18 protein-coding genes are annotated in these 21,177 nt (G+C 64.6%); 8 read left to right on the plus strand and 10 right to left on the minus strand.

Translation table 11 applies throughout. The features are described from left to right. Positions 1-137 precede the first annotated feature (137 nt). From G5S35_RS28720 to G5S35_RS28735, 4 genes are all read right to left on the minus strand, one after another. Positions 138-926, minus strand: coding sequence for an ABC transporter substrate-binding protein (locus G5S35_RS28720; RefSeq protein WP_074986198.1), 789 nt, complete (start codon positions 924-926; stop codon positions 138-140). A 29-nt stretch (positions 927-955) separates the two neighbouring features. Then, a complete protein-coding gene (locus G5S35_RS28725; RefSeq protein ID WP_183039595.1) occupies positions 956-2,110 on the minus strand; it encodes a methionine aminotransferase in 1,155 nt (384 codons plus the stop codon). 140 nt (positions 2,111-2,250) lie between these two features. Further along, entirely contained in the window at positions 2,251-3,144 is an 894-nt protein-coding gene (locus G5S35_RS28730; protein ID WP_065060555.1) for a LysR substrate-binding domain-containing protein, read from the minus strand. Beyond that, positions 3,141-4,100: a substrate-binding domain-containing protein gene (locus G5S35_RS28735; RefSeq protein ID WP_183039596.1), complete on the minus strand. Its 960-nt coding sequence runs from the start codon at positions 4,098-4,100 to the stop codon at positions 3,141-3,143. Before G5S35_RS28735 ends, G5S35_RS28730 begins: the two co-directional genes overlap by 4 nt. A gap of 707 nt (positions 4,101-4,807) precedes the next feature. Here G5S35_RS28735 and G5S35_RS28740 point away from each other — a divergent pair. Genes G5S35_RS28740 through G5S35_RS28750 form a run of 3 tightly spaced genes read left to right on the plus strand, consistent with a single transcriptional unit; the run spans position 4,808 to position 6,353 of the window. Continuing rightward, positions 4,808-5,344, plus strand: a complete 537-nt coding sequence (locus G5S35_RS28740) for a PAAR domain-containing protein (RefSeq protein WP_183039597.1) — start codon at positions 4,808-4,810, stop codon at positions 5,342-5,344. Beyond that, positions 5,345-5,932, plus strand: coding sequence for a glycoside hydrolase family protein (locus G5S35_RS28745; RefSeq protein ID WP_110328652.1), 588 nt, complete (start codon positions 5,345-5,347; stop codon positions 5,930-5,932). Then, positions 5,898-6,353 carry a hypothetical protein gene (locus tag G5S35_RS28750; RefSeq protein ID WP_146230054.1) on the plus strand — a complete coding sequence of 152 codons (456 nt, stop codon included), beginning with the start codon at positions 5,898-5,900 and terminating at the stop codon, positions 6,351-6,353. Before G5S35_RS28745 ends, G5S35_RS28750 begins: the two co-directional genes overlap by 35 nt. A 512-nt stretch (positions 6,354-6,865) precedes the next feature. On the opposite strand, the gene G5S35_RS28755 is transcribed toward G5S35_RS28750, so the two are convergent. From G5S35_RS28755 to G5S35_RS28765, 3 genes are all read right to left on the minus strand, one after another. Continuing rightward, positions 6,866-7,237 carry a copper resistance protein CopC gene (locus G5S35_RS28755; protein WP_183039598.1) on the minus strand — a complete coding sequence of 124 codons (372 nt, stop codon included), beginning with the start codon at positions 7,235-7,237 and terminating at the stop codon, positions 6,866-6,868. Positions 7,238-7,270: 33 nt separating this feature from the next. Then, entirely contained in the window at positions 7,271-8,182 is a 912-nt protein-coding gene (locus G5S35_RS28760) for a hypothetical protein (RefSeq protein ID WP_231957575.1), read from the minus strand. Between the two features lie 101 nt (positions 8,183-8,283). Continuing rightward, a complete protein-coding gene (locus G5S35_RS28765) occupies positions 8,284-8,673 on the minus strand; it encodes a DUF2946 domain-containing protein (protein ID WP_176081578.1) in 390 nt (129 codons plus the stop codon). Positions 8,674-8,924: 251 nt separating this feature from the next. Here G5S35_RS28765 and G5S35_RS28770 point away from each other — a divergent pair, with 251 nt between their 5' ends. Both G5S35_RS28770 and G5S35_RS28775 read left to right on the plus strand, forming a co-directional pair. Further along, positions 8,925-10,961, plus strand: coding sequence for an NADPH-dependent 2,4-dienoyl-CoA reductase (locus G5S35_RS28770; RefSeq protein WP_183039599.1), 2,037 nt, complete (start codon positions 8,925-8,927; stop codon positions 10,959-10,961). Positions 10,962-11,091: 130 nt separating this feature from the next. Further along, positions 11,092-13,197 (plus strand): hybrid sensor histidine kinase/response regulator, encoded by a 2,106-nt coding sequence (locus tag G5S35_RS28775; protein ID WP_183039600.1) that lies wholly within the window; start codon positions 11,092-11,094, stop codon positions 13,195-13,197. Between the two features lie 55 nt (positions 13,198-13,252). Here G5S35_RS28775 and G5S35_RS28780 read toward each other — a convergent pair whose 3' ends face one another. After that, positions 13,253-13,405 carry a DUF6496 domain-containing protein gene (locus G5S35_RS28780; RefSeq protein ID WP_183039601.1) on the minus strand — a complete coding sequence of 51 codons (153 nt, stop codon included), beginning with the start codon at positions 13,403-13,405 and terminating at the stop codon, positions 13,253-13,255. A gap of 183 nt (positions 13,406-13,588) precedes the next feature. Here G5S35_RS28780 and ku point away from each other — a divergent pair, with 183 nt between their 5' ends. Next, positions 13,589-14,452, plus strand: coding sequence for a non-homologous end joining protein Ku (gene ku, locus G5S35_RS28785; protein ID WP_065060563.1), 864 nt, complete (start codon positions 13,589-13,591; stop codon positions 14,450-14,452). Between the two features lie 44 nt (positions 14,453-14,496). Next, positions 14,497-17,142, plus strand: coding sequence for a DNA ligase D (gene ligD / locus G5S35_RS28790; RefSeq protein ID WP_183039602.1), 2,646 nt, complete (start codon positions 14,497-14,499; stop codon positions 17,140-17,142). A 31-nt stretch (positions 17,143-17,173) separates the two neighbouring features. Here ligD and G5S35_RS28795 read toward each other — a convergent pair whose 3' ends face one another. Then, the gene (locus G5S35_RS28795) at positions 17,174-17,650 is read right to left on the minus strand and encodes a surface-adhesin E family protein (RefSeq protein ID WP_183039603.1); all 477 of its coding nucleotides are present in this window, start codon (positions 17,648-17,650) and stop codon (positions 17,174-17,176) included. 230 nt (positions 17,651-17,880) lie between these two features. On the opposite strand from G5S35_RS28795, the gene G5S35_RS28800 reads away from it, so the two are divergent. Next, positions 17,881-19,008 (plus strand): pyridoxal-phosphate-dependent aminotransferase family protein, encoded by a 1,128-nt coding sequence (locus G5S35_RS28800; protein ID WP_237181557.1) that lies wholly within the window; start codon positions 17,881-17,883, stop codon positions 19,006-19,008. A gap of 56 nt (positions 19,009-19,064) precedes the next feature. Here G5S35_RS28800 and tkt read toward each other — a convergent pair whose 3' ends face one another. Continuing rightward, complete coding sequence (gene tkt, locus G5S35_RS28805; protein ID WP_183039605.1) at positions 19,065-21,110, minus strand: transketolase; 2,046 nt, start codon at positions 21,108-21,110, stop codon at positions 19,065-19,067. Positions 21,111-21,177 lie beyond the last annotated feature (67 nt).

Raw genomic sequence — 21,177 nt, forward strand, 5'->3', positions numbered from 1 at the left:
TCAGGCAAGCGCCGGGGCAGGCTGGCGCCCCGGCGTTACGTTGCAAGACGACGAGCCGGCGACGATGGTGTGACCCCGCCGTGCCGGCTTGCCGCATGCGCTTGCCGCGACGGCGGCCGCAGCGCGATCGATCGCGCTTACTTCGGCGAGACGTCGATATCGCCGAAATATTTGCGGGCGAGCGTGTTGACCGTGCCGTCCGCTTCGAGCTTCGCGATCGCCGTGTTCAGACGCTCGCGCAGCGCCGCGTCGCCCTTGCGGATACCGAACGCCACGCCGTTGCCGAGGATCCTGTCGTCGCGCACGGGTTCGCCCACGAACGCGAAGCCCTTGCCGTCGGGCTGCGAGAGAAAGCCTTTCTGACCGGCGGGCGCGAGCAGCAGCGTGCCGTCGAGCCGGCCGGACACGAGATCGGCGTAGATCTGGTTCTGGTCCTGGTACGGCACCACGTTCACGCCCGCCGGTTCCCAATGCGTCTTCGCATAGGTTTCCTGAATCGACGCCTGCAGCACGCCCACGCGCTTGCCTTTGAGCGACGCCGCCGTGGCCACGAGGCCGCTGTCCGTGCGCGCGATCAGGCGGCTCGGCACGCGATAGATCACGGTCGTGAAGTCGATCGCTTCACGGCGTTGCGCGGTGGCGTTCATCGCCGAATTGATCGCGTCGAACTTGCGGCCCTGGAGTGCGGGAATCAGCCCGTCGAATGAAGTTTCGACCCACGCGCAATGCAGCTGCGCACGCGCGCAGACGGCATTGCCAATGTCGATGTCGAAGCCTTGCAGGCGTCCGTTGGCGTCCTTCGATTCGAACGGCGGATACTGCGCCTCCACGCCGAAGCGCAGCGAACCGGAGTCGGCGAATGCGGGCAGCGCGGGCAGCGCGGCGAATGCGCACGCGAGCGCGAGCAGCGTGGTGAGGGGCTTCATCGTGATCTCCTGGCCGGGTCTTGAGTGATTCAAATCGTGCAAAGGCGGCGCGCGCCTTCGAGCAATGTTTCGTCATCCTTCGCAAAACTCAGGCGAATGACGCCGTGATCGGTGCCGTCGGTGTAGAACGCGGACAGCGGAATAGTCGCCACGCGGGCGTCGCGAATCAGGCGCAGCACGAAGTCGCTGTCGCGCTCGTCGGAGAAGGCGCGAAAGCGCGCGAGCATGAAGAAGCTGCCTTCGCTCGGCAACAATTCGAAGCGTGAACCGGCGAGCGCGTGCGCGAGCAGATCGCGTTTGCGCTGATAGAACGCGCCGAGGTCGAGATACGAGGACGCATCGGCGAGCGCCGCGCTGAACGCGTGCTGCATGGGCGTGTCGGCGGCGAAGGTCATGAACTGATGCACCTTGCGGATCTCGTCCATCAGCGCGGCCGGTGCGAGGCAATAGCCCACGCGCCAGCCCGTGACGTGATACGACTTGCCGAACGACGAGACGATCACGCTGCGTTCGGCCAGCTCCGTGTAGCGCGCCATGCTGCAATGGCGCGCGCCGTCGAACACCACGTGCTCGTAGACTTCGTCGGAGAGAATCACGATGTCGGTGTTGCGCGTAAGGGCCTTGAGGCGCGCGATGTCCTTCGCGCCGAGCACCGTCGCCGTGGGATTGTGCGGCGTGTTCACGATGATCATGCGTGTGCGCGGCGTGATCGCGGCGGCGACTTCGTCCCAGTTCACGCGGAAATGCGGCTGCGCGAGTTGGATGGCGACGGGCGTCGCGCCTTGCAGGCGCACGATAGGTGCGTAGCTGTCGAACGACGGCTCGAAGTAGATCACCTCGTCGCCCGCGTGCACGAGCGCGCTGATCGCCGAATAGAGCCCCTCGCTCGCGCTCGCCACGACCGTCACTTCGCTCGCGGGATCGTAGTGCGCGTCGTAGAGCGCCGCGTACTTGGCCGCGAGCGCTTCGCGCAGCGCGAGCACGCCCGCCATCGGCGCGTACTGGTTGTAGCCCGCGCGCATGGCGGCGGTCACGTCGTCGATCAACTGCGGATTGGGCGCGAAGTTTGGCGCGCCTTGCGAGAGATTCAGGGCGTCGTGTTCGGCGGCAAGCTGGCCGATGACGGTGAAGATCGTGGTGCCCACGTCGGGCAGCTTCGAGCGGGAGGAGGCGGCGCTGTGCATCGTCCGGAAATGGGAGAAAAACGGCTATTTGGCCTAAAAGCCCGCGCGGGGGCAATCGAATTTTTCTCATGTGCGCCATGCGTTCGGCTCATGGGCCGCCTGCGCCGGGTTCGCACGGACGCTGGCGGTCTGGTTCGGCTTCAGGCAGACGGCGCCGCGCCGTGCGCGCGGTCGCGTTCCATCCACGCGCTGAATAGCTGGATCTTCGGCTGCTGCGCGGCGAAGTCGGGATAGACGAAGTAGTAGCGCGAACCTGTCGCCACCGCGAAGTCGATCGGCTGCGCGAGCCGCTGCGCGGCCACGTCCTCGCTCACCAGCGTGCGGTCGCCGATGGCCACGCCGAAGCCCTGCATCGCCGCGCTGGTGGCGAGATCGAGCGATTCGAAGGTGGGGCCGCGATGGGCGTCGACGTGCGCCGCGCCCGCGCGGGCGAGCCACAGCTTCCAGTCGGCGTGATCGCGTGTGGGATGCAGCAGCGTGAGGTGCGCGAGGTCGTCGGCGTGCGCGATCGGATGGCTGCGCAGGAATTCCGGCGTGCACACGGGCGTGAGGTATTCGTCGAACAGCGGCACCGCGTGCACGTCCGCGCCCGGCGACGGACCGTAGATGATGGCCGCGTCGAAGGGCTCGGCCTGGAAGTCGACTTCGTGCTGCCAGGTCGTGGTGATCTGCACCTGGAGTTCAGGGTGCTCAGTCTGGAAGCGCGTGATGCGCGGCAGCATCCAGCGCATCACGCAGGTCGGCATCTTGAGCGCGAGTTCGCCGCGCTGCCGCGTGAGCCGCATCGACGCCTCCTCGATGCGCCCGAAACCCTCGCGCACGGCGGGCAGCAACTGCTCGCCCTCGGCGGTGAGCGTGAGGCCCTTCGGCGAGCGGCGAAACAGCGGCAGCCGGTAATACTCCTCGAGCGCGAGAATCTGGCGGCTGACGGCGCCCTGCGTGAGACACAGATGTTCGGCGGCGCGCGTGAAACTGCCGTAACGGGCGACCGTTTCGAAGATCTGCAGCGCGTTGAGCGGCGGCAGGCGCCTCATGACGCGCTGTCCTTCGTGACCAGCACGAGCGGCGTCTCGACCCGGTCGGGCAGGTCGTCCTGGCGACGCTGCTCGATCAGCGCCTGCAAGACGACGTCGATGCCGTAGACGGCCTGTTTGTCCGCGAACTGGTCGATGGTGGCGAGCACGCGGCCGTCGGCGAGCATCGGCTTGATGGCGGCGCTGGCGTTGTAGCCGGTGATCAGCACGCGGCCGCGCAGATGCGCCATGTTGACGGCGTCCACCGCGCCGCGCGCCATGTTGTCGTTCGCGCACAGCAGCGCGCGCAGGCCGGGCTGCGTGGCGAGCATCGCGGTGGCCGCGGCGCGGCCCTTGGCGTAGTCCCAGTCGCCGGGCTGAGCGGCGACAATCCTCACCGAAGCGGCCCGCATCGCCTCGCGAAAACCCACCTCGCGCTGCTGCGCGTTGCGATCGGACGCCACGCCGCCGATGATGGCGGCGCGCTCGCCCGCATGCAGCCGCCGCGCGAGATAGTCGCCGACGAGCCGCGCGCCGCGTCGGTTGTCGGGGCCGACGAAGGGTACGTGGAGCCGGGCTTCGCGCAGTGCGTCCGCGTCGAGCGGATTGTCGATCGTCACGGCCAGCACGCCCTGGCGTACGCACGTTGCGACGGCGGGCACGAGGCGGCGCGAATCGGCGGGCGCGAGCACGATGGCGCTGACCGATTTCGCGGCGAGCGATTCGACGTAGGCAGCCTGCTGCGAGACGTCGGTCTCGCCTTCGGTGCTGCGCACGATCAGCTTGAACGGATAGGGCGAATGCGCCTGGAAGGCCGTGGCCGCCGCGATCATGGCGGCGGTGAACGGATCGTTGCCGGCTTTGAGGACGAGCGCGACGGTGATGTCGCGACCCGCGCCGCGCGCGAAGGGCGACGCCGCGCCGCAGGCCGCCAGGGCACTGGCGATCAGGAAACGGCGGCGCGTGAGCTCGTGCATGGCGGGTTCGGCCGGATGCCGAAAAGCGGGTTCGGATGGCCCGGAGTTTACGCGATTGGCGCGCGCCTGGCGAGGCGGGGAAGCGAGCGGTGGTGGCGCCTGGCGCTTTTGTTAAGTGGGCGTGGTGGTTTCGCGTGGTGTGCTTGTAGCGGCACAGTTCGACGATCCCGAGCAGCGAGAAGATCGCGAACGCGATGCCAGCCACCATAGCGAAGAGGCTTTTTGCCTGCACTAGCAGGAACATCGGATACGGCGTGACCTTCGAGAGAATCGCTGCGCAGGTGAGGAAGTGCGTTTCGCCGAAGCGTTGTGCGAGCAGCACTTACAACGCAAACATACCGCTGCGTTCAGAGGCGTGGCGCGTCGAGCCGGAAGCGCTCAATACTGCTCGCGCATGATGAAAGACACCCTGAGCGTCTTGAGCAGTCGAAGAAGCAAAAAAATCGGCTGTTTCGGGCCGGTTCATTTATTCGAACGACGTTCTGGGATCCGAATAAAGCGCGATGCCAGCCGAATTTGTCGGATGTCAAATTGCGTTCCGTTCGTGATGCAAATCGACTAAATCAACCCCCATTTTAAAGCTTGTCTGATGGTCTGCTCGCTTGCGCAGTCCGACGATTGCCGGTTAGCGGCGGATGGTCCGCCGCGACTGTGCCGGTCGTGTATCTGCACAGTATCCGTAGCTGCAATCGAACGGAGGCACGCACATGAGGCGTTTTCTGTTAAGGCTAGGCGACAAATCTACGGCAGGCGGCGTTGTCCTTGAGGGAGCGGAAAACTGCTCGCACCACGGTATACCGATTGCGTTTATCGGCGCAAAGGTCTGGTGCGAAGGCTGTGAATCGAGCGGTTACATCGAGTCGGTAGGACCGCACCATCCGGCAACGATGCTCGGCAAGCAACAGGCGCTGGAAGGCGATATCTGCATCTGCAAGTGTTCACCGCCGCCTGTATTCAGCGCATCGCAAACAAGCGCCTCTCACAGCTGGGAAGACGAATGGGGGGGCATGGGGTATGCCGCGAGCCTGGTGGCGTCACAGGGCGAACGGCGCGCCACACACCACGAACGATTCAGGCTATGCGATCGCGCAGGAAAGCCGATGCGCGATACGTACTACACGCTGCGGTTATCAACGGGCGAGATTGAACACGGCACCACTGACGAGCATGGCCGCACCGCGCGCTACGCGACGGATAGCGCGCAACCGATCCGGTTTTATATTGGGCACAGAGAGGAAATATAAATGCCTGACGCACTTGGAAGTTCAGTAACCAACGCGGACCCGAATTCATGCGTTACCGTGCAATCAGACAGACTATGCAAGCCTTGGACACTTTCAAACGATGGTTTAGCATTCGTGGCAGTATGCGAGAGTGGGGTTCTGAATGGCACCTATCAGGGAATGCCCGTCGTTGATGGGATGATCTTAAAAGTCTACATCGACAGCAAGGGGTTTCCTACAGTTGGATTCGGTCATAAGGTTTTGCCAGAAGATCACCTACATGTAGGCGATACGATTTCGGTCGAGCGGGCGCGCGAACTCTCGAAGAAAAATCAACGTGAAGCGACCTCGGCAGTCAATCGAAAAATTCACGTCCCGCTAATGCAATATGAATTCGACGCTTTAGCTAGCATCGCGTTCAATGCCGGTGGCGGTAACGGATTCAATGGTATAGCGGATAAGGTCAATGAAGGCGTATATACAGGCGTTCCCAATTTCATACGAACATACCGAGCGCATGGGATCGAGTGGCGTCGGGCGCTTGAGGCACGCCTGTTCCGCTATGGAAACTACGATGCGCGTCACGGGCCGGGGGTCGCAATTGAATAAAATTATTATTTTCGTTCTGTTGATGTTTTTGGTAGTTATGCAAAACGTACAGGCCGATGAGAATGTAAATTACTCCAATTGCCTGCAATACGTAGGTGGCGGCGGTTTGGGTGACGTTGATTGCTATGGTGGACACACAAAATCACTCGAATCGGAAAATCAAAAATTGATTGCGTCGATCAAATCATCGTCCGGAATAAAGGCAGACACGAAAGCGAGGCTGGATAGATACATAAGAGCCGAAGACGTGGCCATGAAAGGCTGCGCGCTTGCTCCACGGTTGGCTCTGGATTGGGCTATTGTTGACGTGAACAAAAATCACGTTGATATGTATGACGCTATGGAGTCCAGTTGTCGATATCAAATTCGAAAACAGGAGAATGAATTTTTGCGAAATCTTTTGTCTATCAAAACAGGCTGACATTGACGATTGATTCCGCTAATTCAATGCCCCGCTTCCAGGTGTAGGCATACATGCGCAGCACGTGCCACTCTGAGGATGATTCAGACAACTGGCGCGTGTTGCCGTTGCAGCAATTCTACTTATCAGAGCATGGCCGGGTTTGCCCACGCTCCTTCTGGTGCTTGATGGCTTTCGCCATAACGTTCGAAGACGAAGATTCAATGATTGTGCGCAGCGGGGCCGCGCGACTACGCCATGTCCCGCTGAAATTCGATCTGCCCGTCAACGATCGCAGTCTCACGTTCCATTTCAATTAACCCGTGAGTGCTCGCGTATCGATTCGATCACGGCGCGGTGCACTTCGCCAAGCAATGCGTGCAAACGCACAGCTTCACTTCGATTCATCGGATGGGCTCCAGAAAGCAAGGGCGGCACCATAGTGTTCGCCCTTGCGGCCCTTCACGTCAATTTCAACGTTCTTATATTTTTCATTAATGGCGCGAATAATCATCGCGCCCCGCGCCGCGATTTCAGCGCACGGTGAAGCTGTAGTGGCCCGTGGTGCGATGGCCGTCGGCGGCCACGGCGATCCACCTGACCGCGTATTGCCCCGCGCCGAGCGGATTCACCGCCACCGACATGCGTTTCTTGTTGCTCGCGTCGACCGCGGCCTTATCGTGAATCACCGACTTGCCCGCGGCGTCGGTGACGTCGATCGAGCTGAATGCGGGTTCGAGTTCGTCGTCGAAATCGATCGTGACGGTGGATTGGCCCGCGGCGACGCTCGCGCCGGCGGCGGGCGTTTGATGCGTCGGATAAGCGTGCGCCCAGGCGAGTTGCGCGCCTGCGAGGGCGGCGGTGGCGGCGAGCGCGCGAAGCGAACGGATAGCGTTGAAAGTCATGATGAAGTCCTCGATAAAACTCGATGCTGCGGGTTATTGAAAGAGCGGCTTGCCGATGCTGTGCGGCGCCACGTCGTCGAAGAAAATATGCGTTTGCACGAGGATGCCCACGTGCGAGCCGCTCGCGCGGTTGATCGGAATCTGTGCCTCGATGCCGAGCTGGCCGTAGCGGTTCATCCAGATGAAGCCGGGATTCACGGTGCCGGTCGTCTGTCCCTGGCTGCGCGAGAGCGGCACTTCCACGAGCGGAATCAGGTTCGAGAGCGGTTGCGGCAGGCCGAGATCGTGTACGTGCTGCTGCAGATACGGCAGGCTGTACTGGAACGTGAAGCCGTAATTGAAGGCGTTCGGCTGGCCGCCGCCCGTGGTGAGCGCCGGGCCCGCTTCGCCGGTGATGGCGATCGGGCGCAGCCACGCGAGCGCGTCGGGCAGGTCGCCCATGCCTTTGCCTGCGTAGATCGTCGGCGAAATGGTGGAGAAGTTGTCGGCGATGGCGCGGCTGCCGGTGCCGCCGATGTCGGCGTCCACGCCCACCGAGGTCATGAATTCGTGCGCGTCGTTCACGTAGAGCAGATATTTCAGGCCGACGCCGAAGTTGTCGAAGCCGTGCGCGGTCGGGTTGTTCTGCATGACGTAGCCGCCGTCGACGGAGAACGCGAGGCGCGGCGTGATGAGCTTGTCGTATTCGAAGTCGAAGGTGTTGACGCTCTGGTCGCCCGCGTCGCCGGGCACGCGCTGGTGGCCGAATTGCAGGTCGGCTTCGTCGCCGACGCCGGGATCGTCGACGGACAGGGTCGCGGGAAACACACGATCGCCTGCGATTGCGTGTGCGTGGGCCAGGTGCGGTGCGAGCGCGAGGCAAGCGAGCGCGAGCGTCAGCGCATACGCGCCGCGGCGTCGTGCGGGCGCGTCGAACGCGCTCCGGCACGGCAAGGTTGGGAACATGAAGCGTCCTGTAACGAAGAGGGTCGCGCGCCGTGTGGATGGCGCGCGCGAACGCGCGGCGGCACGCTAAACGCGGGGCCGCGCAAACGGTCAGGCTTCGTTCAGGCGAGTGGCGGGGCGCGCGCGAGCGCGAAGGTGAGCGGCTCGATGCGCCGCTGGCTGTCGAAGCGCGCGGCCACGCGCGCGTGCACGAGGCGCGTGGCGAGCGGCAGCGCGATCGGCACGCCCGGCACCACGGGCAGATGCGCGAGCAGGTTGCAGTAGCCGCAGTCCTGCATGTCGCCGGGGCTGGCGTGCGGGTTGGCCTGGTTGTCGCCGTGCGCGGCCATCGTCGCGCCGCGCATCGACGGCATGTTGCAGTGCATGGCCGCCATGCCGGCCGGCGCGGCGGTCGTGGCGGCGAGCAGATGCGAAATCACGGGCGCGAACGTCGTCAGCAGGATCGCGAGCGTTCCTAATAGACTGACGAACTGGAGGCGGAGCCGGCGCACGGTGATCAGCGAACGAGACGGGAAAAAACGAGGCGTTCATTATGCCATGCGTGCGGCGGCGGGCTGTCTGGCGCGGGCAAGGTGCGACACTGCGTAAATAGGCAATATATTTCCTTATTGATGCATGAGTATTCGATATTTATAGCGATTTGAATTCCATAAAGCCGCGCAAATACGTCAAGATATTGACGTAAAACGCCCGTCACCCTAGAGTACGCACGATACCCCACAACAACATCGAGACATCCGCCATGTCGATTTTCGACCGGCTTTTGACCCCGCTTGCGGTCGGCCAGACCGTGCTGCCCAACCGCATGGTGATGGGCGCGATGCATACGCGGCTCGAAACGCTCGACCGTCCGCACGCGCGCCTCGCGGCGTTCTACGCGGCGCGCGCGGCAGGGGAAATCGGCCTGATCCTGAGCGGCGGTTTTTCGCCGAACGCCGAGGGCGTGATGGAAGCGGGCGGCCCGCTGTTCGACCGCGCCGAACAGCTCGACGAGCATCGCGCCGTCACGCGCGCCGTGCACGCGGCGGGCGGCAAGATCGTGTTGCAGATCCTGCACGCGGGCCGTTACGCGAAGGTGCCCGAGTGCGTCGCGCCGTCGGCGATCAAGGCGCGCATCAACGCGTGGACGCCGCGCGCGCTCAGCCTCGACGACATCGGCCGCACCATCGCCGATTTCGCCCACACGGCCGCGCTCGCCGTCGAGGCGGGTTACGACGGCGTCGAAATCATGGGCTCGGAAGGCTATCTGATCAACGAGTTCGCGGCGGCCGCCACCAATCATCGCGACGACGCCTACGGCGGCAGCTTCGACGCGCGCATCCGTTTCGCGCTCGACGTCGTGCGCGCGGTGCGCGAGCGGCTGGGCGCGGCGCCCATGCTGATCTACCGGATTTCGTCGATCGATCTCGTCGAAGGCGGCTTGAGCGGCGCGGAGGTCGCCACCTTTGCGCAGCGCGTGGAAGCGGCCGGCGCGGATCTCATCAACACGGGCGTGGGCTGGCACGAATCGGCCGTGCCGACGATCGCGGCTTCGGTGCCGCGGGCGGCCTGGCGCGAGGCGATCCGCAACGTGAAGCGCGCAGTGAGCATTCCGGTGATGGCGTCGAATCGCATCAACATGCCCGAGGTGGCCGAGGAACTGATTGCGTCGGGCGTGGCCGATTGCGTTTCGATGGCGCGTCCGCTGCTCGCCGATCCCGAGTTCGCGAAGAAAACGCGCCTGGGTCTCGCCGATGAAATCAACACCTGTATCGGCTGCAATCAGGCGTGTCTCGACCGCATCTTTACCGAGCGCACGGCCACGTGTCTCGTGAACCCGCGTGCGGGGCGAGAGATCGAGTTTCCGGAGGGCCGGGCGCGCGCGGTGAAACGCGTGGCGGTCGTCGGCGGCGGCCCGGCGGGCATGGCGTTCGCCGTGAATGCGGCGGAGCGCGGCCACGCGGTCACGCTCTACGAGGCCGCGCCGCGTCTGGGCGGCCAGCTCAACATGGCGAAAGTCGTGCCCGGCAAGGCGGAGTTCAACGAAACGCTGCGCTATTTCACGGCGCGGCTCGCGAAGCTCGGCGTGGACGTGCGGCTCGGCGAAGCGGTCAGCGCGGCGGCGCTGGCGGACGCCGGGTACGACGAGATCGTGCTGGCCACCGGCGTCACGCCGCGCGTGCCCGATATCGCGGGCGTCGATCACCCGAAGGTGGTGTCGTACGTCGACGTGTTGACCGGCAAGGTGGACGTGGGCGCGCGCGTGGCGATCATCGGCGCGGGCGGGATGGGTTTCGACGTCGCCGAATATCTGCTCGGCGATGCGCGCGAATCGCTCGATCCCGAGGCGTTCTTTCGCGCGTGGGGCGTGGATGTTGCGAACGCCAATGCGGGTTCGGGCGGTTTGACGAAGGAGATGGGCGCAACGAATCCCGCCAAACCGCGCCGCAGCGTGCACCTGTTGCAGCGCAAGGCCGAAGCGCCGGGCAAGGGCCTCGGCAAATCGACGGGCTGGATTCTCAAGGCGCGCCTGCGCCGCGCGAATCTCGTGACGATCTCGGGCGCGGCCTACGACGCCATCGACGATCAGGGGCTGCATTATCGCGTCGATGGCGTGGCGCAGACGCTGGCCGTCGATCACGTGGTGCTGTGCGCGGGCCAGAACGCGAACCGCGTGCTGTTCGACGAACTGGCGGCGCGCGGCATCCACGCGAAGCTGATTGGCGGCGCCGACGTGGCCGCCGAACTCGACGCGCTGCGGGCCATCGATCAGGCCACGCGGCTCGCCGTCGAACTCTGACCCAGCGCCGTACGCAAACCCGCTGCCGCGCCGGAGCAAGCCTTTTCACCGCGCGCACCGCTCAGGACTGGAACTTGCGCCCTTCGTCAGCGAGCGAAGGGTCACATCATCCACGAATGCAGGAGGAAGCGTGTCTGGCGCACGGAATTCGAGTTTCATCCGGGGGAACAGCGAGATGTCGGGGCGCGTGCGTGACTTCGACTGGGACGCGACGCCGTTTGGCGCGCTCGCGGACTGGCCGCCGCCGCTGCGCGCGGCGCTCAGTCTGTGCCTCGGCGCGCACGCGCCCGCCGCCATCTGGTGGGGCGACGACGCGCGCGTGCTCTACAACGACGCCTATATCCCGTTCCTCGGCGCGGGCAAGCATCCCGGCGTGCTCGGCCTGCCGGGCGCCGCGGGCTGGCCCGACGCCTGGCCGCAACTCGGCGCGCGCATCGAAGGCGTGATGCACAGCGGCAACACCGCCTTGAGCGAAGACGAGCAGGTCTTCTTCGCGCGCCATCTCGCGCAGGAGGAGGTCTATGCGAGCTGCGCCTACGAACCCCTTTACGCCGACGACGGCTCGGTGGCCGGCGTGTTCTGCCTGTGCAGCGAAACCACGCCGCGCATGCAGGGCGAACGCCGGCTCAAGACCTTGCGCGGCCTGAGCACCTGCGCGACGGACGAAGGCGCGGTCGCGGCGGCCTGCGAGTGCGCGGCCGACGTGCTGGCGGCGAACGGCTACGACGTGCCGTTTTCGGCGATCTACGCCGCGCCGACGGGGCGCACCGAACTCGAACTCGTCGCGAGCAGCCGGCTCGGTGCGCCGCTCGTGGCGCGCCTGCATACGCTCGCGGACGCGCAGGCGCAGGCGTGGCCGCTGCGGGAAGTGCTCGCGCAAGGCGAGTCGCGCGAATTCATGCTGACGTCGCTCGACTGGAGCGGCGACGCGCAGGGCGGCTGGCCCGAAGCGCCGCTTTCCGCGCTGGCGATTCCGTTGCGCCGTGCGGGCGTGCAGGATATCTGCGGCATTGCGGTGCTGGGCGTGAGTCCGCGTTGCGTGCTCGACGAGAGCTATCGCGCGTTTTTCGATCTCGTCGCGGCGAGCGTGGAAGCCGTGGTCGCGAGCGCGCTCGGACGCGAGGCGCTGCAAGCCGCGAATCGCCAGAAGACCGAATTTCTGGCGATGCTCGCGCACGAGTTGCGCAATCCGCTTGCGCCGATACGCCATGTCGCTGACCGGCTGGGTTCCGAGGGACTCACCGGGCCGCAGGCGGCACGCTGCATCGAAATCCTGCGTCGCCAGGCGGCGGTGCTGAGCCGTCTTGTCGACGATCTGCTCGACATGTCGCGCATCACACTTGGCCGCGTGCAGTTGAACAAGCGCGGCGTGCTGTTGCAGGAGATCATCGCGCAGTCGCTGGAGAGCGTCGATGCGCTGATCCGCGAGCGGCAGCATCGGCTCACGGTGACGAGCGAGGGCGCGGCGCGCGTGGACGGCGATCCGCAGCGGCTCGTGCAATGTCTCGTCAACGTGCTGACGAATGCCGCGAAATACACCGGCAAAGGCGGCGAATTGCGCATCGAATCGTTCGAGCGCGAGGGCTTCGGCGTGCTGCGCGTGCGCGATACGGGGCAGGGCATTGCACCGGAACTGGTCGAACATATCTTCGACCTGTTCGTGCAAAGCGAGCGCACGCTCGACCGCGCGCAAGGCGGCTTGGGGCTCGGGCTTTCGCTCGTCAAGAAAGTGATCGAGATGCATGGCGGTCATGCGTACGCGACGAGCGACGGCGTCGGGCGCGGCACCACGGTCACGCTCGAAGTGCCGCTGGCCGATTGCGATGCGACGACGCTCGAAGCGGAGGCGGATGCGCCGCTGGAGCAAAGCGGCCCGCTGCGCGTGCTGGTCGTCGACGATAACGCCGATGCCGCCGACTCGCTCGTCATGCTGCTCGAAGCGGAAGGTCACGCGGCCACGGCGGTGTACGACTCCGATGCCGTGCTCGCGTCGGCGCGCCAGTTCGCGCCGGACGCGATCGTGCTCGACATCGGCTTGCCGAAAGTGGACGGTTATCACATGGCGCAGCGTCTGCGCGCGACGCCGGATCTTGCGCACGTCGTGTTGATCGCGGTGACGGGTTACGGCCAGCCGGAAGATCGCGCGCGCGCGTTCGAAGCCGGTTTCGACGATCATCTCGTCAAGCCGGCGACGCTCGATGCACTGCGTCGCGCGCTCGCCAAAGCAGGGCGATGATGCTCGCGGCGCGTGAGTGAAAACGCGCCGCTGCGTGTTGCGCCTGATGATCGGATCAATGCTTCGCTTTCTTCGGAATCTTCGCGCCCGATTTACGCGCCTGATTCAAGGCAATAGCAACCGCCTGCTTTTGCGGTTTGCCCTCCTTCATTTCCGTCTCGATGTTCTTCGAGATTGCCTCGCGAGATTTGCCTTTGTTGAGCGGCATGACGACCTCCTTCGCAGATAGCGGCTATGTTGAGGAATGAAGCACTCATGCACGCATGCGGCGTGCCGCGCGCACGTTTCGAGACGTTTCGAGACATGTGCGCGGACGACTTGAAGCGCACGGCGGGCATCGTGCTTGCTCAATGCAGATTCCCCATGCCCGACGAGGCGACAGGAGGCCATCATGCCGCGCGCAATCTGGAAAGGCGCTATCAGTTTCGGACTGGTTTACGTGCCCGTCGAACTGTATCCGGCCACGCAAAGCGAACGCACCGGTTTCAGTCTGCTCGACCGCCGCAGTTTCGATCCGGTCGGTCATCAGAACATCAATAAACGCACGGGCAAGCCCATCGCACGCGACGACATCGTGCGCGGTTACGAATACGAAAAGGGCGCATACGTGGTGATTTCCGATGAGGAAATCGAAGCGGCCAGTCCCGAAGCGACGCAGACCGTGGATATTCTCGCGTTCGTCGAAGCCGCGCAGGTTTCGTTTCTGTATCTGGACACGCCGTATTGGCTCGCGCCCGACAAGCGCGCGGGCAAGACCTATGCGCTGCTGCGCGATGCGCTGGCGGCGAGCGGCAAGATCGGCATTGCGAACGTGGTGATGCACAGCCGTCAGCATCTGGCGGCGCTGGTCGCCACCGGTCCGGCGCTGGCGTTGCAGACCTTGCGCTGGTCGACCGAAGTGCGCGAGGACGAAGCGATTCCCGCGCTGCCGAAATCCGCGAAGGAAGCGGGCGTCAGCGCGCACGAGATGCAGATGGCGCGCAAGCTCATCGACGACATGACGACCGAGTGGCAGCCGGAGTCGTATCACGACACCTATCGCGATGAAATTCTCGCGCTCGTCGAGCGCAAGGTGCGTGAGGGCAAGGCGCACGAAGTGGAGCAGGTGCATGCGCCCGCGCACGAGCGTCGCAGCGCCGACATCGTCGATCTTTCCGATCTGCTCAAACGCAGTCTCGGCAAACGCAACGGCGCGGCGAGCAACGATTCGCCGCCGCGCAAGAGCACGCCCCGGCGCGGGAAGCGCGCGGCGTGACGATGGTGCGACGAATGCTGCGCCAATGAAACGGGATGGTCGCGATGAAGCGCAATCTATCGGGCAATCTGCGGGCTTACGAAGCAAAACGACGCTTCAATGAAACGCCTGAGCCCGCACCGACACGCGGGCGTGCGCGTCGCAACGGCAGCGCGTCGTTCGTGATTCAGCGCCACGACGCGCGGCGGCTGCACTACGATTTCCGGCTCGAACTCGACGGCGCACTCAAGTCGTGGGCGGTGCCGAAAGGCCCGAGTCTCGATCCGTCGGTGAAGCGGCTCGCCGTGCATGTCGAAGATCATCCGCTCGAATATGGCGCGTTCGAAGGCACGATTCCGGCGGGTCATTATGGCGCCGGCACCGTCGAGATCTGGGATCACGGCAGTTGGCAACCCGAAGGCGGCATGCGCGCCGCGCGCGAGGGATACGCGCATGGCCATCTGAAATTCACGCTCAATGGCGACAAGCTGCACGGCGGCTGGGCGCTGGTGCGTAGCCCGATGGGCGACAGCAAGCAGGAGCGCTGGCTCCTCATCAAGCAACGCGACGACGATGCGGTGAGCGAGGACGCTTTCAAGGTCACGGACGGGCGCGGCGAGAGAAACGGCCATGCGAACCAGCGTGAAAAGACTCCGGCAAAAACGAAAGCGCGCGATGCGGTGAAAATGAAAAACACGTTGGCCGATTCGGGCGCCGCGAAAAAACGGGCTTCGAAAGCCGCTGAAAAACCGTTGGATCAAACCGCGCTTGGCAAGCTGCCCGGCGCGGTTCGCGCGGCAATACCGCACACGTTCGCGCCTCAACTCGCCACGCCCGCCGACACATCGCCGAAAGGCGAAGACTGGCTCTACGAGCTGAAATTCGATGGTTATCGCGTGCTCGCCCGCGTCGACCGGCGTGAGAAAGGCGGGCGCGCTGTACGCATTTTCACGCGTAGCGGTCTCGACTGGAGCGCGAAGTTTCCGCGTCAGATGGAAGCGCTTGCCGCGCTCGATATCGATTCCGCGTGGCTCGACGGCGAAGCCGTCGTCCTCGACGATCAAGGCGTACCGGATTTTCAGGCGCTGCAAAACGCCTTCGAAGAAGGGCATGAGGACGCCATCGTTTTCTGGCTGTTCGATCTGCCCTGGCTCGACGGTTTCGATTTGCGCAAGGTGCCGCTAGAAACGCGCCGCGCGCAGCTTGCCGCCTTGCTCGAACGCGGCGATCAGGACGTGCTGCGTTTTTCCGCTGCATTCGACGGCGATCCCGACGACTTACTGCAAGCCGCGTGCGCCGCAAATCTCGAAGGGCTCGTCGCGAAGCGACGCGAAAGCGCCTATACGTCCACGCGCAGCGCGTCGTGGCTCAAGCTGCGTTGTGCGCGTCGGCAGGAGTTTGTGATTGGCGGCTACACGGAACCGGCGGGCAGCCGCGCGGGCTTCGGCGCCTTGATTATCGGCGTGTATGACGAAGCGGGCGCGTTGCACTATGCGGGTCGCGTCGGCACCGGTTTCGATACGGCCTTGCTGGAAAAACTCGCGCGCGAGTTGAAAACGCGGACGCGCAAGACCACGCCGTTTGCCGAGGTGCCCGCGGCCGAGCGGCGCACGCATGTGCATTGGGTGAAACCGGAACTCGTGGCCGAAGTGCGTTTCAAGACCTGGACGAGCGCGGGCGTGGTGCGTCAGGCGTCGTTCGTCGGTCTGCGTCGCGACAAGGCGGCGGCATCGATCGTGCGGGAGCCGCAGTCCCAGCCTGTGAAAGTGAAGGCGCGTGCATCGTCGCCTGCACACGCCATCGACAAGGAAGCCAACGTGGAAGACGAAGTTTCAGGCGTGCGCATCACGCATCCCGAGCGCGTGATCGACGAACGCAGCGGCACGCGCAAGATCGACCTAGTGCGGTATTTTGCGTGGATCGCGCCGCATTTGCTGCCGGGTTTGCGCAATCGCCCGGTCGCGCTGGTGCGTGCGCCGAAGGGCGTCGACGGCGAACTGTTTTTCCAGAAGCACGCGAACAAGTTGCAGATTCCGCATGCGACGCAGCATGCCGATCTCGATCCCGGACACGCGCCGCTGCTCACGCTCGACAGTCTCGAGGCGCTGATCGGCGCCGCGCAAATGGACACGATCGAGCTGCATACGTGGAACGCGCTCGCGAGCCATATCGAAAAGCCCGACCGTCTGATTTTCGACCTCGATCCCGATCCGTCGCTCGACTGGGCGCGCATGCGCGAAGCGGCGCAACTCACGCGCGAATTGCTCGAGGCGCTCGGTCTGCGTGCGTGGTGCAAGACGAGCGGCGGCAAGGGGCTGCACGTTGTGGTGCCGATCACGCGCCACAGCAGCTGGGACGAAGCGAAGGACTTCGCGCAGGCCGTGGCGAGGCATATGGCCGCGACCTTACCCGATCGCTTCAGCGCGAAGATGGGGCCGCAGAATCGCAAGGGCCGTATTTTCGTGGACTATCTGCGCAACGGGCGCGGCGCGACCGCGATCGAGGCTTACGCGCCGCGCGCGCGTCCCGGCTTGGGCGTCTCGACGCCGATCGCCTGGGACGAGCTGCCGCGCGTGACGGGCGGCGATCAGTGGAACGTTTCGAACCTGCGTGAGCGCCTCGACGCGCTGCGCACCGATCCGTGGCACGAATACGCCGATGCGAAGCAGCGCATCACGGCGGCCATGTGGACGTTGCTCAAGTGCGAATGACGCCCTTGTCGGCGATGCATTTCATGTGCGCTCAATGCGCACACACGGCGGTGAGTGCGTTGTCCCACTCGGTGTCGGGATCGACGTCGAAGAACTTGCCTGCGCCGACCGTGGGCATCATGTCCACGCGATCGATCAACTGGCCTTGCGCGTCGTAGCTCAGGCGCGTCATCAGCGACGCCTGGTGTTTCGTGCAATTGAAGGCCACCCGTTGCTTGAGCATCGAGGCAGGCGCAACGCCATGCGCAACGGCCGTGGGCCGGTCGTAGCGGATCTGCAGCCAGGCGCGGCGAATCGCGCCTTCGCGCACGATGGACGACGTATCCACCGATTCGGTCCACGTATTGGGCACCGAGCCGACCGGGGTCCAGATTGCGGCGTGGGCCACGGGCGCGGCCACGGCCAGCATCAGGCCGGTCAAGCAGGTCAGGCAGGTCAGCAATGGTTGCGCGGAGCGGGGCAACAGGGCGCGCGTGGGACGACGTGAGGTGGACGCTTCGGTACTCATAGGTTCTCTGCGGATAAGTCGGCTTGCCGGGCGGCGACGAGCGATCGCCATTGTAAGCGCCTGTTGCAGAGGCAAGCGGTTTCGCTTGCCGCGCGCGGAAATCCGCACGCCGGATCTGCTGCGTCGCACCATCCCCACGCATCGCCGGCTTTCGCTAGAATCGATCTTCGTCACGGCATGATCGAAGCGAGCATGCTGCTCTCATGGTTCATCCTTTAACGGAGGCGAGCGTGCCTGGTTTACTTCCCAATGTCGACCGCGAAGGGCTTCTCGAGTACTCGGTGGTGTACACCGATCGCTCGCTCAATCACATGTCGCAGCGCTTTCAGGGCGTCATGCGCGATCTTTCCGCGAGCCTGAAAAAGGTCTATCACGCGAAGGCCGTCGCGATCGTCCCGGGTAGCGGAACGTTCGGCATGGAAGCCGTTGCGAGGCAGTTCGCCACGGACAAAAAATGTCTGGTGATCCGCAACGGCTGGTTCAGCTATCGCTGGACGCAGATCTTCGACATGGGGCGCATCCCGTCGGAGTCGGTGGTGTTGAAGGCGCGTCCGGTCGAGGCGGGCCACCAGGCCGCGTTTGCGCCGCCGCCCATCGACGAAGTGGTTGCCGCCATCAAGGAACACAAGCCCGATCTCGTTTTCGCGCCGCATGTGGAAACCGCGTCCGGCATGCTGTTGCCCGATGCGTATCTGCGCGCGGTGGCCGACGCCGTGCATGCCGAGGGCGGGATGTTCGTGCTCGACTGCATCGCGTCGGGAACGGTGTGGGTCGATATGGAGGCGAGCGGCGTCGACATCCTGATCAGCGCGCCGCAAAAGGGCTGGAGCGCGCCGCCGTGCTGCGCATTGGTCATGTTGAGCCCGCTTGCGCGCGAACGTATCGACTCGACCACCAGCACGAGTTTCGCGTGCGATCTGCGCAAATGGCTGCAGATCATGGAAGCCTACGAGGGCGGCGCTTTTGCATATCACGCCACGATGCCCACGGACAGCCTCGCGATACTGCGCGACGTGATGAAGGAAACCGAGAGCTACGGCTTTGCGAAAGTGCAGGCCGAGCAACTCGAACTCGGCGCGCGCATTCGCGCATTGCTCGCGGAGCACGGTTTCCGGAGCGTGGCCGCCGAAGGTTTCGAAGCGCCGGGCGTGGTGGTTTGCTATACCGATGACGACGGCATACGCTCAGGCAAGAAGTTCGCCGACGTGGGTTTGCAGATCGCCGCCGGCGTGCCGCTGCAATGCGACGAACCGGCCGATTTCAAAACCTTCCGTATCGGTTTGTTCGGGCTCGACAAGCTGCACGACATCGAAGGCGCGGTCGCGCGTTTCGCGAAGGCGTTGAAGACGATCGACTGAGTTCGTGTTTCACACGATGTTTGAAGGGGCAGGCGTGCGCGCCTGCCCCTTTTACGTTACGACGACGCGAGCGACTCGCGCGCCGCTTTCACGACCGCATCGGTCGTAATGCCGAACTTGGCGTACACGTCCTGAATCTTGCCGGACTCGCCGAAGCTGTGCATGCCGACGAAGCGCCCCTCGGGTCCGATATAGCGATCCCAGCCCAGCTCGACGGCGGCTTCCACCGCCACTCGCGCGGGCGATTCGCCCAGCACGGCGCGTCGATATTCGCGATCCTGTTCTTCGAATAGCAGACGGCAAGGCATCGACACCACGGCGGTCGGCACGCCTTCGCTTTGCAGAATCTCGCGCGCCGCCACGGCCAGTTGCAGCTCCGACCCGGTGCCGATCAACGTGAGCTTGCGCGGTCCGCCTTCGGCTTCGTGCAGCACATATGCACCGCGCGCCGAGCGGTTCTCGCCGCTCGCATCCTTGCGCAGCAGCGGCACCGGCTGGCGCGACAGCGCGATCAGCGCGGCGCGGCGCGGAGTGTCCAGAATCAGCTCCCAGCATTCCGCCGTTTCGACCGGATCGGCGGGGCGGTACACGGCCAGTTGCGGGATCGCGCGCAGCGCCGCGAGGTGTTCGACCGGCTGATGCGTCGGGCCGTCTTCGCCGAGACCGATCGAATCGTGCGTCATCACGAAGACCGAGCGGATGCGCATCATCGCGCTCAGGCGGATCGCCGGGCGGCAATAGTCCGAGAAGCACATGAACGTGCCGCCGTAGGGAATCAGGCCGCCATGCAGCGCGATGCCGTTCATGGCCGCGGCCATGCCGTGCTCGCGCACGCCGTAGTGAACGTACGAGCCCGCATATTGCCCGGGCTTGATCTCGACCTGATGCTTCGTTTTCGTGTTGTTCGACGGCGTGAGGTCGGCGGAACCGCCGAGCAGTTCGGGGATGGCGTCGAAGAGCTTGTCGAGCACGTCGCCGCTGGCCTTGCGCGTGGCGATCGCGTCGCCTTTTTCGACGAAGGCCTGGCGGGCCGCGGCGATGGCCGATTTCCAGTCCGGCGGCAAACGGTGTTCGTTGCGGCGCGTGAATTCGTCGCGCAACGCGGGCGGCGCCTGCTTGACGCGTTCATTCCACGCGAGCCGCGCCTCGCTTCCGCGCGCGCCGATTGCGCGCCACTCGCGCAACAGATCGTCGGGGATCTCGAACGGCGGCGACGGCCAGTCGAGAATCTTGCGCGCGCCCGCGATTTCTTCTTCGCCGGGCGCGTCGCTATGCGCTTTCTGCGTGCCCGCCTTGGTCGGAAAGCCGAAGCCGATGATCGTCCGGCACGCGATCAGCGTCGGGCGGTCTTGCGTCGCGCGCGCGGTGGTGATGGCGTCGCGGATCGCGTCGGTGTCGTGGCCGTCGATCTCGAGCACCTGCCAGCCGGAGGCGTGGAAGCGCTCGATTTCGTTATCGGAGACCGCGAGACTCGTCGCGCCGTCGATCGAAATCGAGTTGTTGTCCCAGAAGGCGATCAGGCGTCCGAGCTTCAGATGGCCGGCGAGCGAGATCGCTTCCTGGCTCACGCCTTCCATCAGGCAGCCGTCGCCGAGAAAGACGTAGGTGTGGTGATCGACGAGTTCGTCGCCGAAACTGGCGTTCAGGATGCGCTCGGCCAGCGCCATGCCGACCGAATTCGCGATGCCCTGGCCGAGCGGCCCGGTCGTGGTTTCGATCCCGGCGGCGTGCGAATACTCGGGATGCCCAGCGGTCTTGCTGCCGACCTGACGAAAACGCTTCAATTCGTCGATCGTGATGTCCTTGTAGCCGGTCAGATAAAAGAGGCTGTAAAGCAGCATCGACGCGTGGCCGTTCGAGAGGATGAAGCGGTCGCGATCGAGCCAGTGCGGCTCGGCGGCGTCGAAGCGCAGGAAGTCGTGGAACAGCACGGTCGCGACATCGGCCAGACCCATCGGCGCGCCGGGGTGGCCGCTGTTCGCTTTCTGGACTGCATCCATCGACAGAAAGCGGATGCAGTTCGCCATCGCGCGCAGATGCGGGTCCCGGGGCGATGGAATGGCGTGCGCGGGCGCGCTGCCGCTGGCGGTCTGGTCGGTCATGGGAGGTCCTCTTTCGGATGGCGGTTTGGCGGATGGCGAATAGGTGGTCGCGCAAGTTGCGTGCCGG

It is taken from the genome of Paraburkholderia tropica, from assembly GCF_014171495.1.
GTDB lineage: Bacteria > Pseudomonadota > Gammaproteobacteria > Burkholderiales > Burkholderiaceae > Paraburkholderia > Paraburkholderia tropica.

Bases quoted from the DNA above. Each gene is read 5' to 3' on its own strand.
- ligD (WP_183039602.1), top strand. From the start codon at position 14,497: ATGAAGCGCAATCTATCGGGCAATCTGCGGGCTTACGAAGCAAAACGA.
- G5S35_RS28770 (WP_183039599.1), top strand. From the start codon at position 8,925: ATGTCGATTTTCGACCGGCTTTTGACCCCGCTTGCGGTCGGCCAGACC.
- G5S35_RS28745 (WP_110328652.1), top strand. From the start codon at position 5,345: ATGCCTGACGCACTTGGAAGTTCAGTAACCAACGCGGACCCGAATTCA.
- G5S35_RS28730 (WP_065060555.1), bottom strand. From the start codon at position 3,144: ATGAGGCGCCTGCCGCCGCTCAACGCGCTGCAGATCTTCGAAACGGTC.
- G5S35_RS28720 (WP_074986198.1), bottom strand. From the start codon at position 926: ATGAAGCCCCTCACCACGCTGCTCGCGCTCGCGTGCGCATTCGCCGCG.
- tkt (WP_183039605.1), bottom strand. From the start codon at position 21,110: ATGACCGACCAGACCGCCAGCGGCAGCGCGCCCGCGCACGCCATTCCA.
- G5S35_RS28750 (WP_146230054.1), top strand. From the start codon at position 5,898: ATGCGCGTCACGGGCCGGGGGTCGCAATTGAATAAAATTATTATTTTC.
- G5S35_RS28780 (WP_183039601.1), bottom strand. From the start codon at position 13,405: ATGCCGCTCAACAAAGGCAAATCTCGCGAGGCAATCTCGAAGAACATC.
- G5S35_RS28740 (WP_183039597.1), top strand. From the start codon at position 4,808: ATGAGGCGTTTTCTGTTAAGGCTAGGCGACAAATCTACGGCAGGCGGC.
- G5S35_RS28755 (WP_183039598.1), bottom strand. From the start codon at position 7,237: ATGACTTTCAACGCTATCCGTTCGCTTCGCGCGCTCGCCGCCACCGCC.
- G5S35_RS28760 (WP_231957575.1), bottom strand. From the start codon at position 8,182: ATGTTCCCAACCTTGCCGTGCCGGAGCGCGTTCGACGCGCCCGCACGA.
- ku (WP_065060563.1), top strand. From the start codon at position 13,589: ATGCCGCGCGCAATCTGGAAAGGCGCTATCAGTTTCGGACTGGTTTAC.
- G5S35_RS28795 (WP_183039603.1), bottom strand. From the start codon at position 17,650: ATGAGTACCGAAGCGTCCACCTCACGTCGTCCCACGCGCGCCCTGTTG.
- G5S35_RS28735 (WP_183039596.1), bottom strand. From the start codon at position 4,100: ATGCACGAGCTCACGCGCCGCCGTTTCCTGATCGCCAGTGCCCTGGCG.
- G5S35_RS28725 (WP_183039595.1), bottom strand. From the start codon at position 2,110: ATGCACAGCGCCGCCTCCTCCCGCTCGAAGCTGCCCGACGTGGGCACC.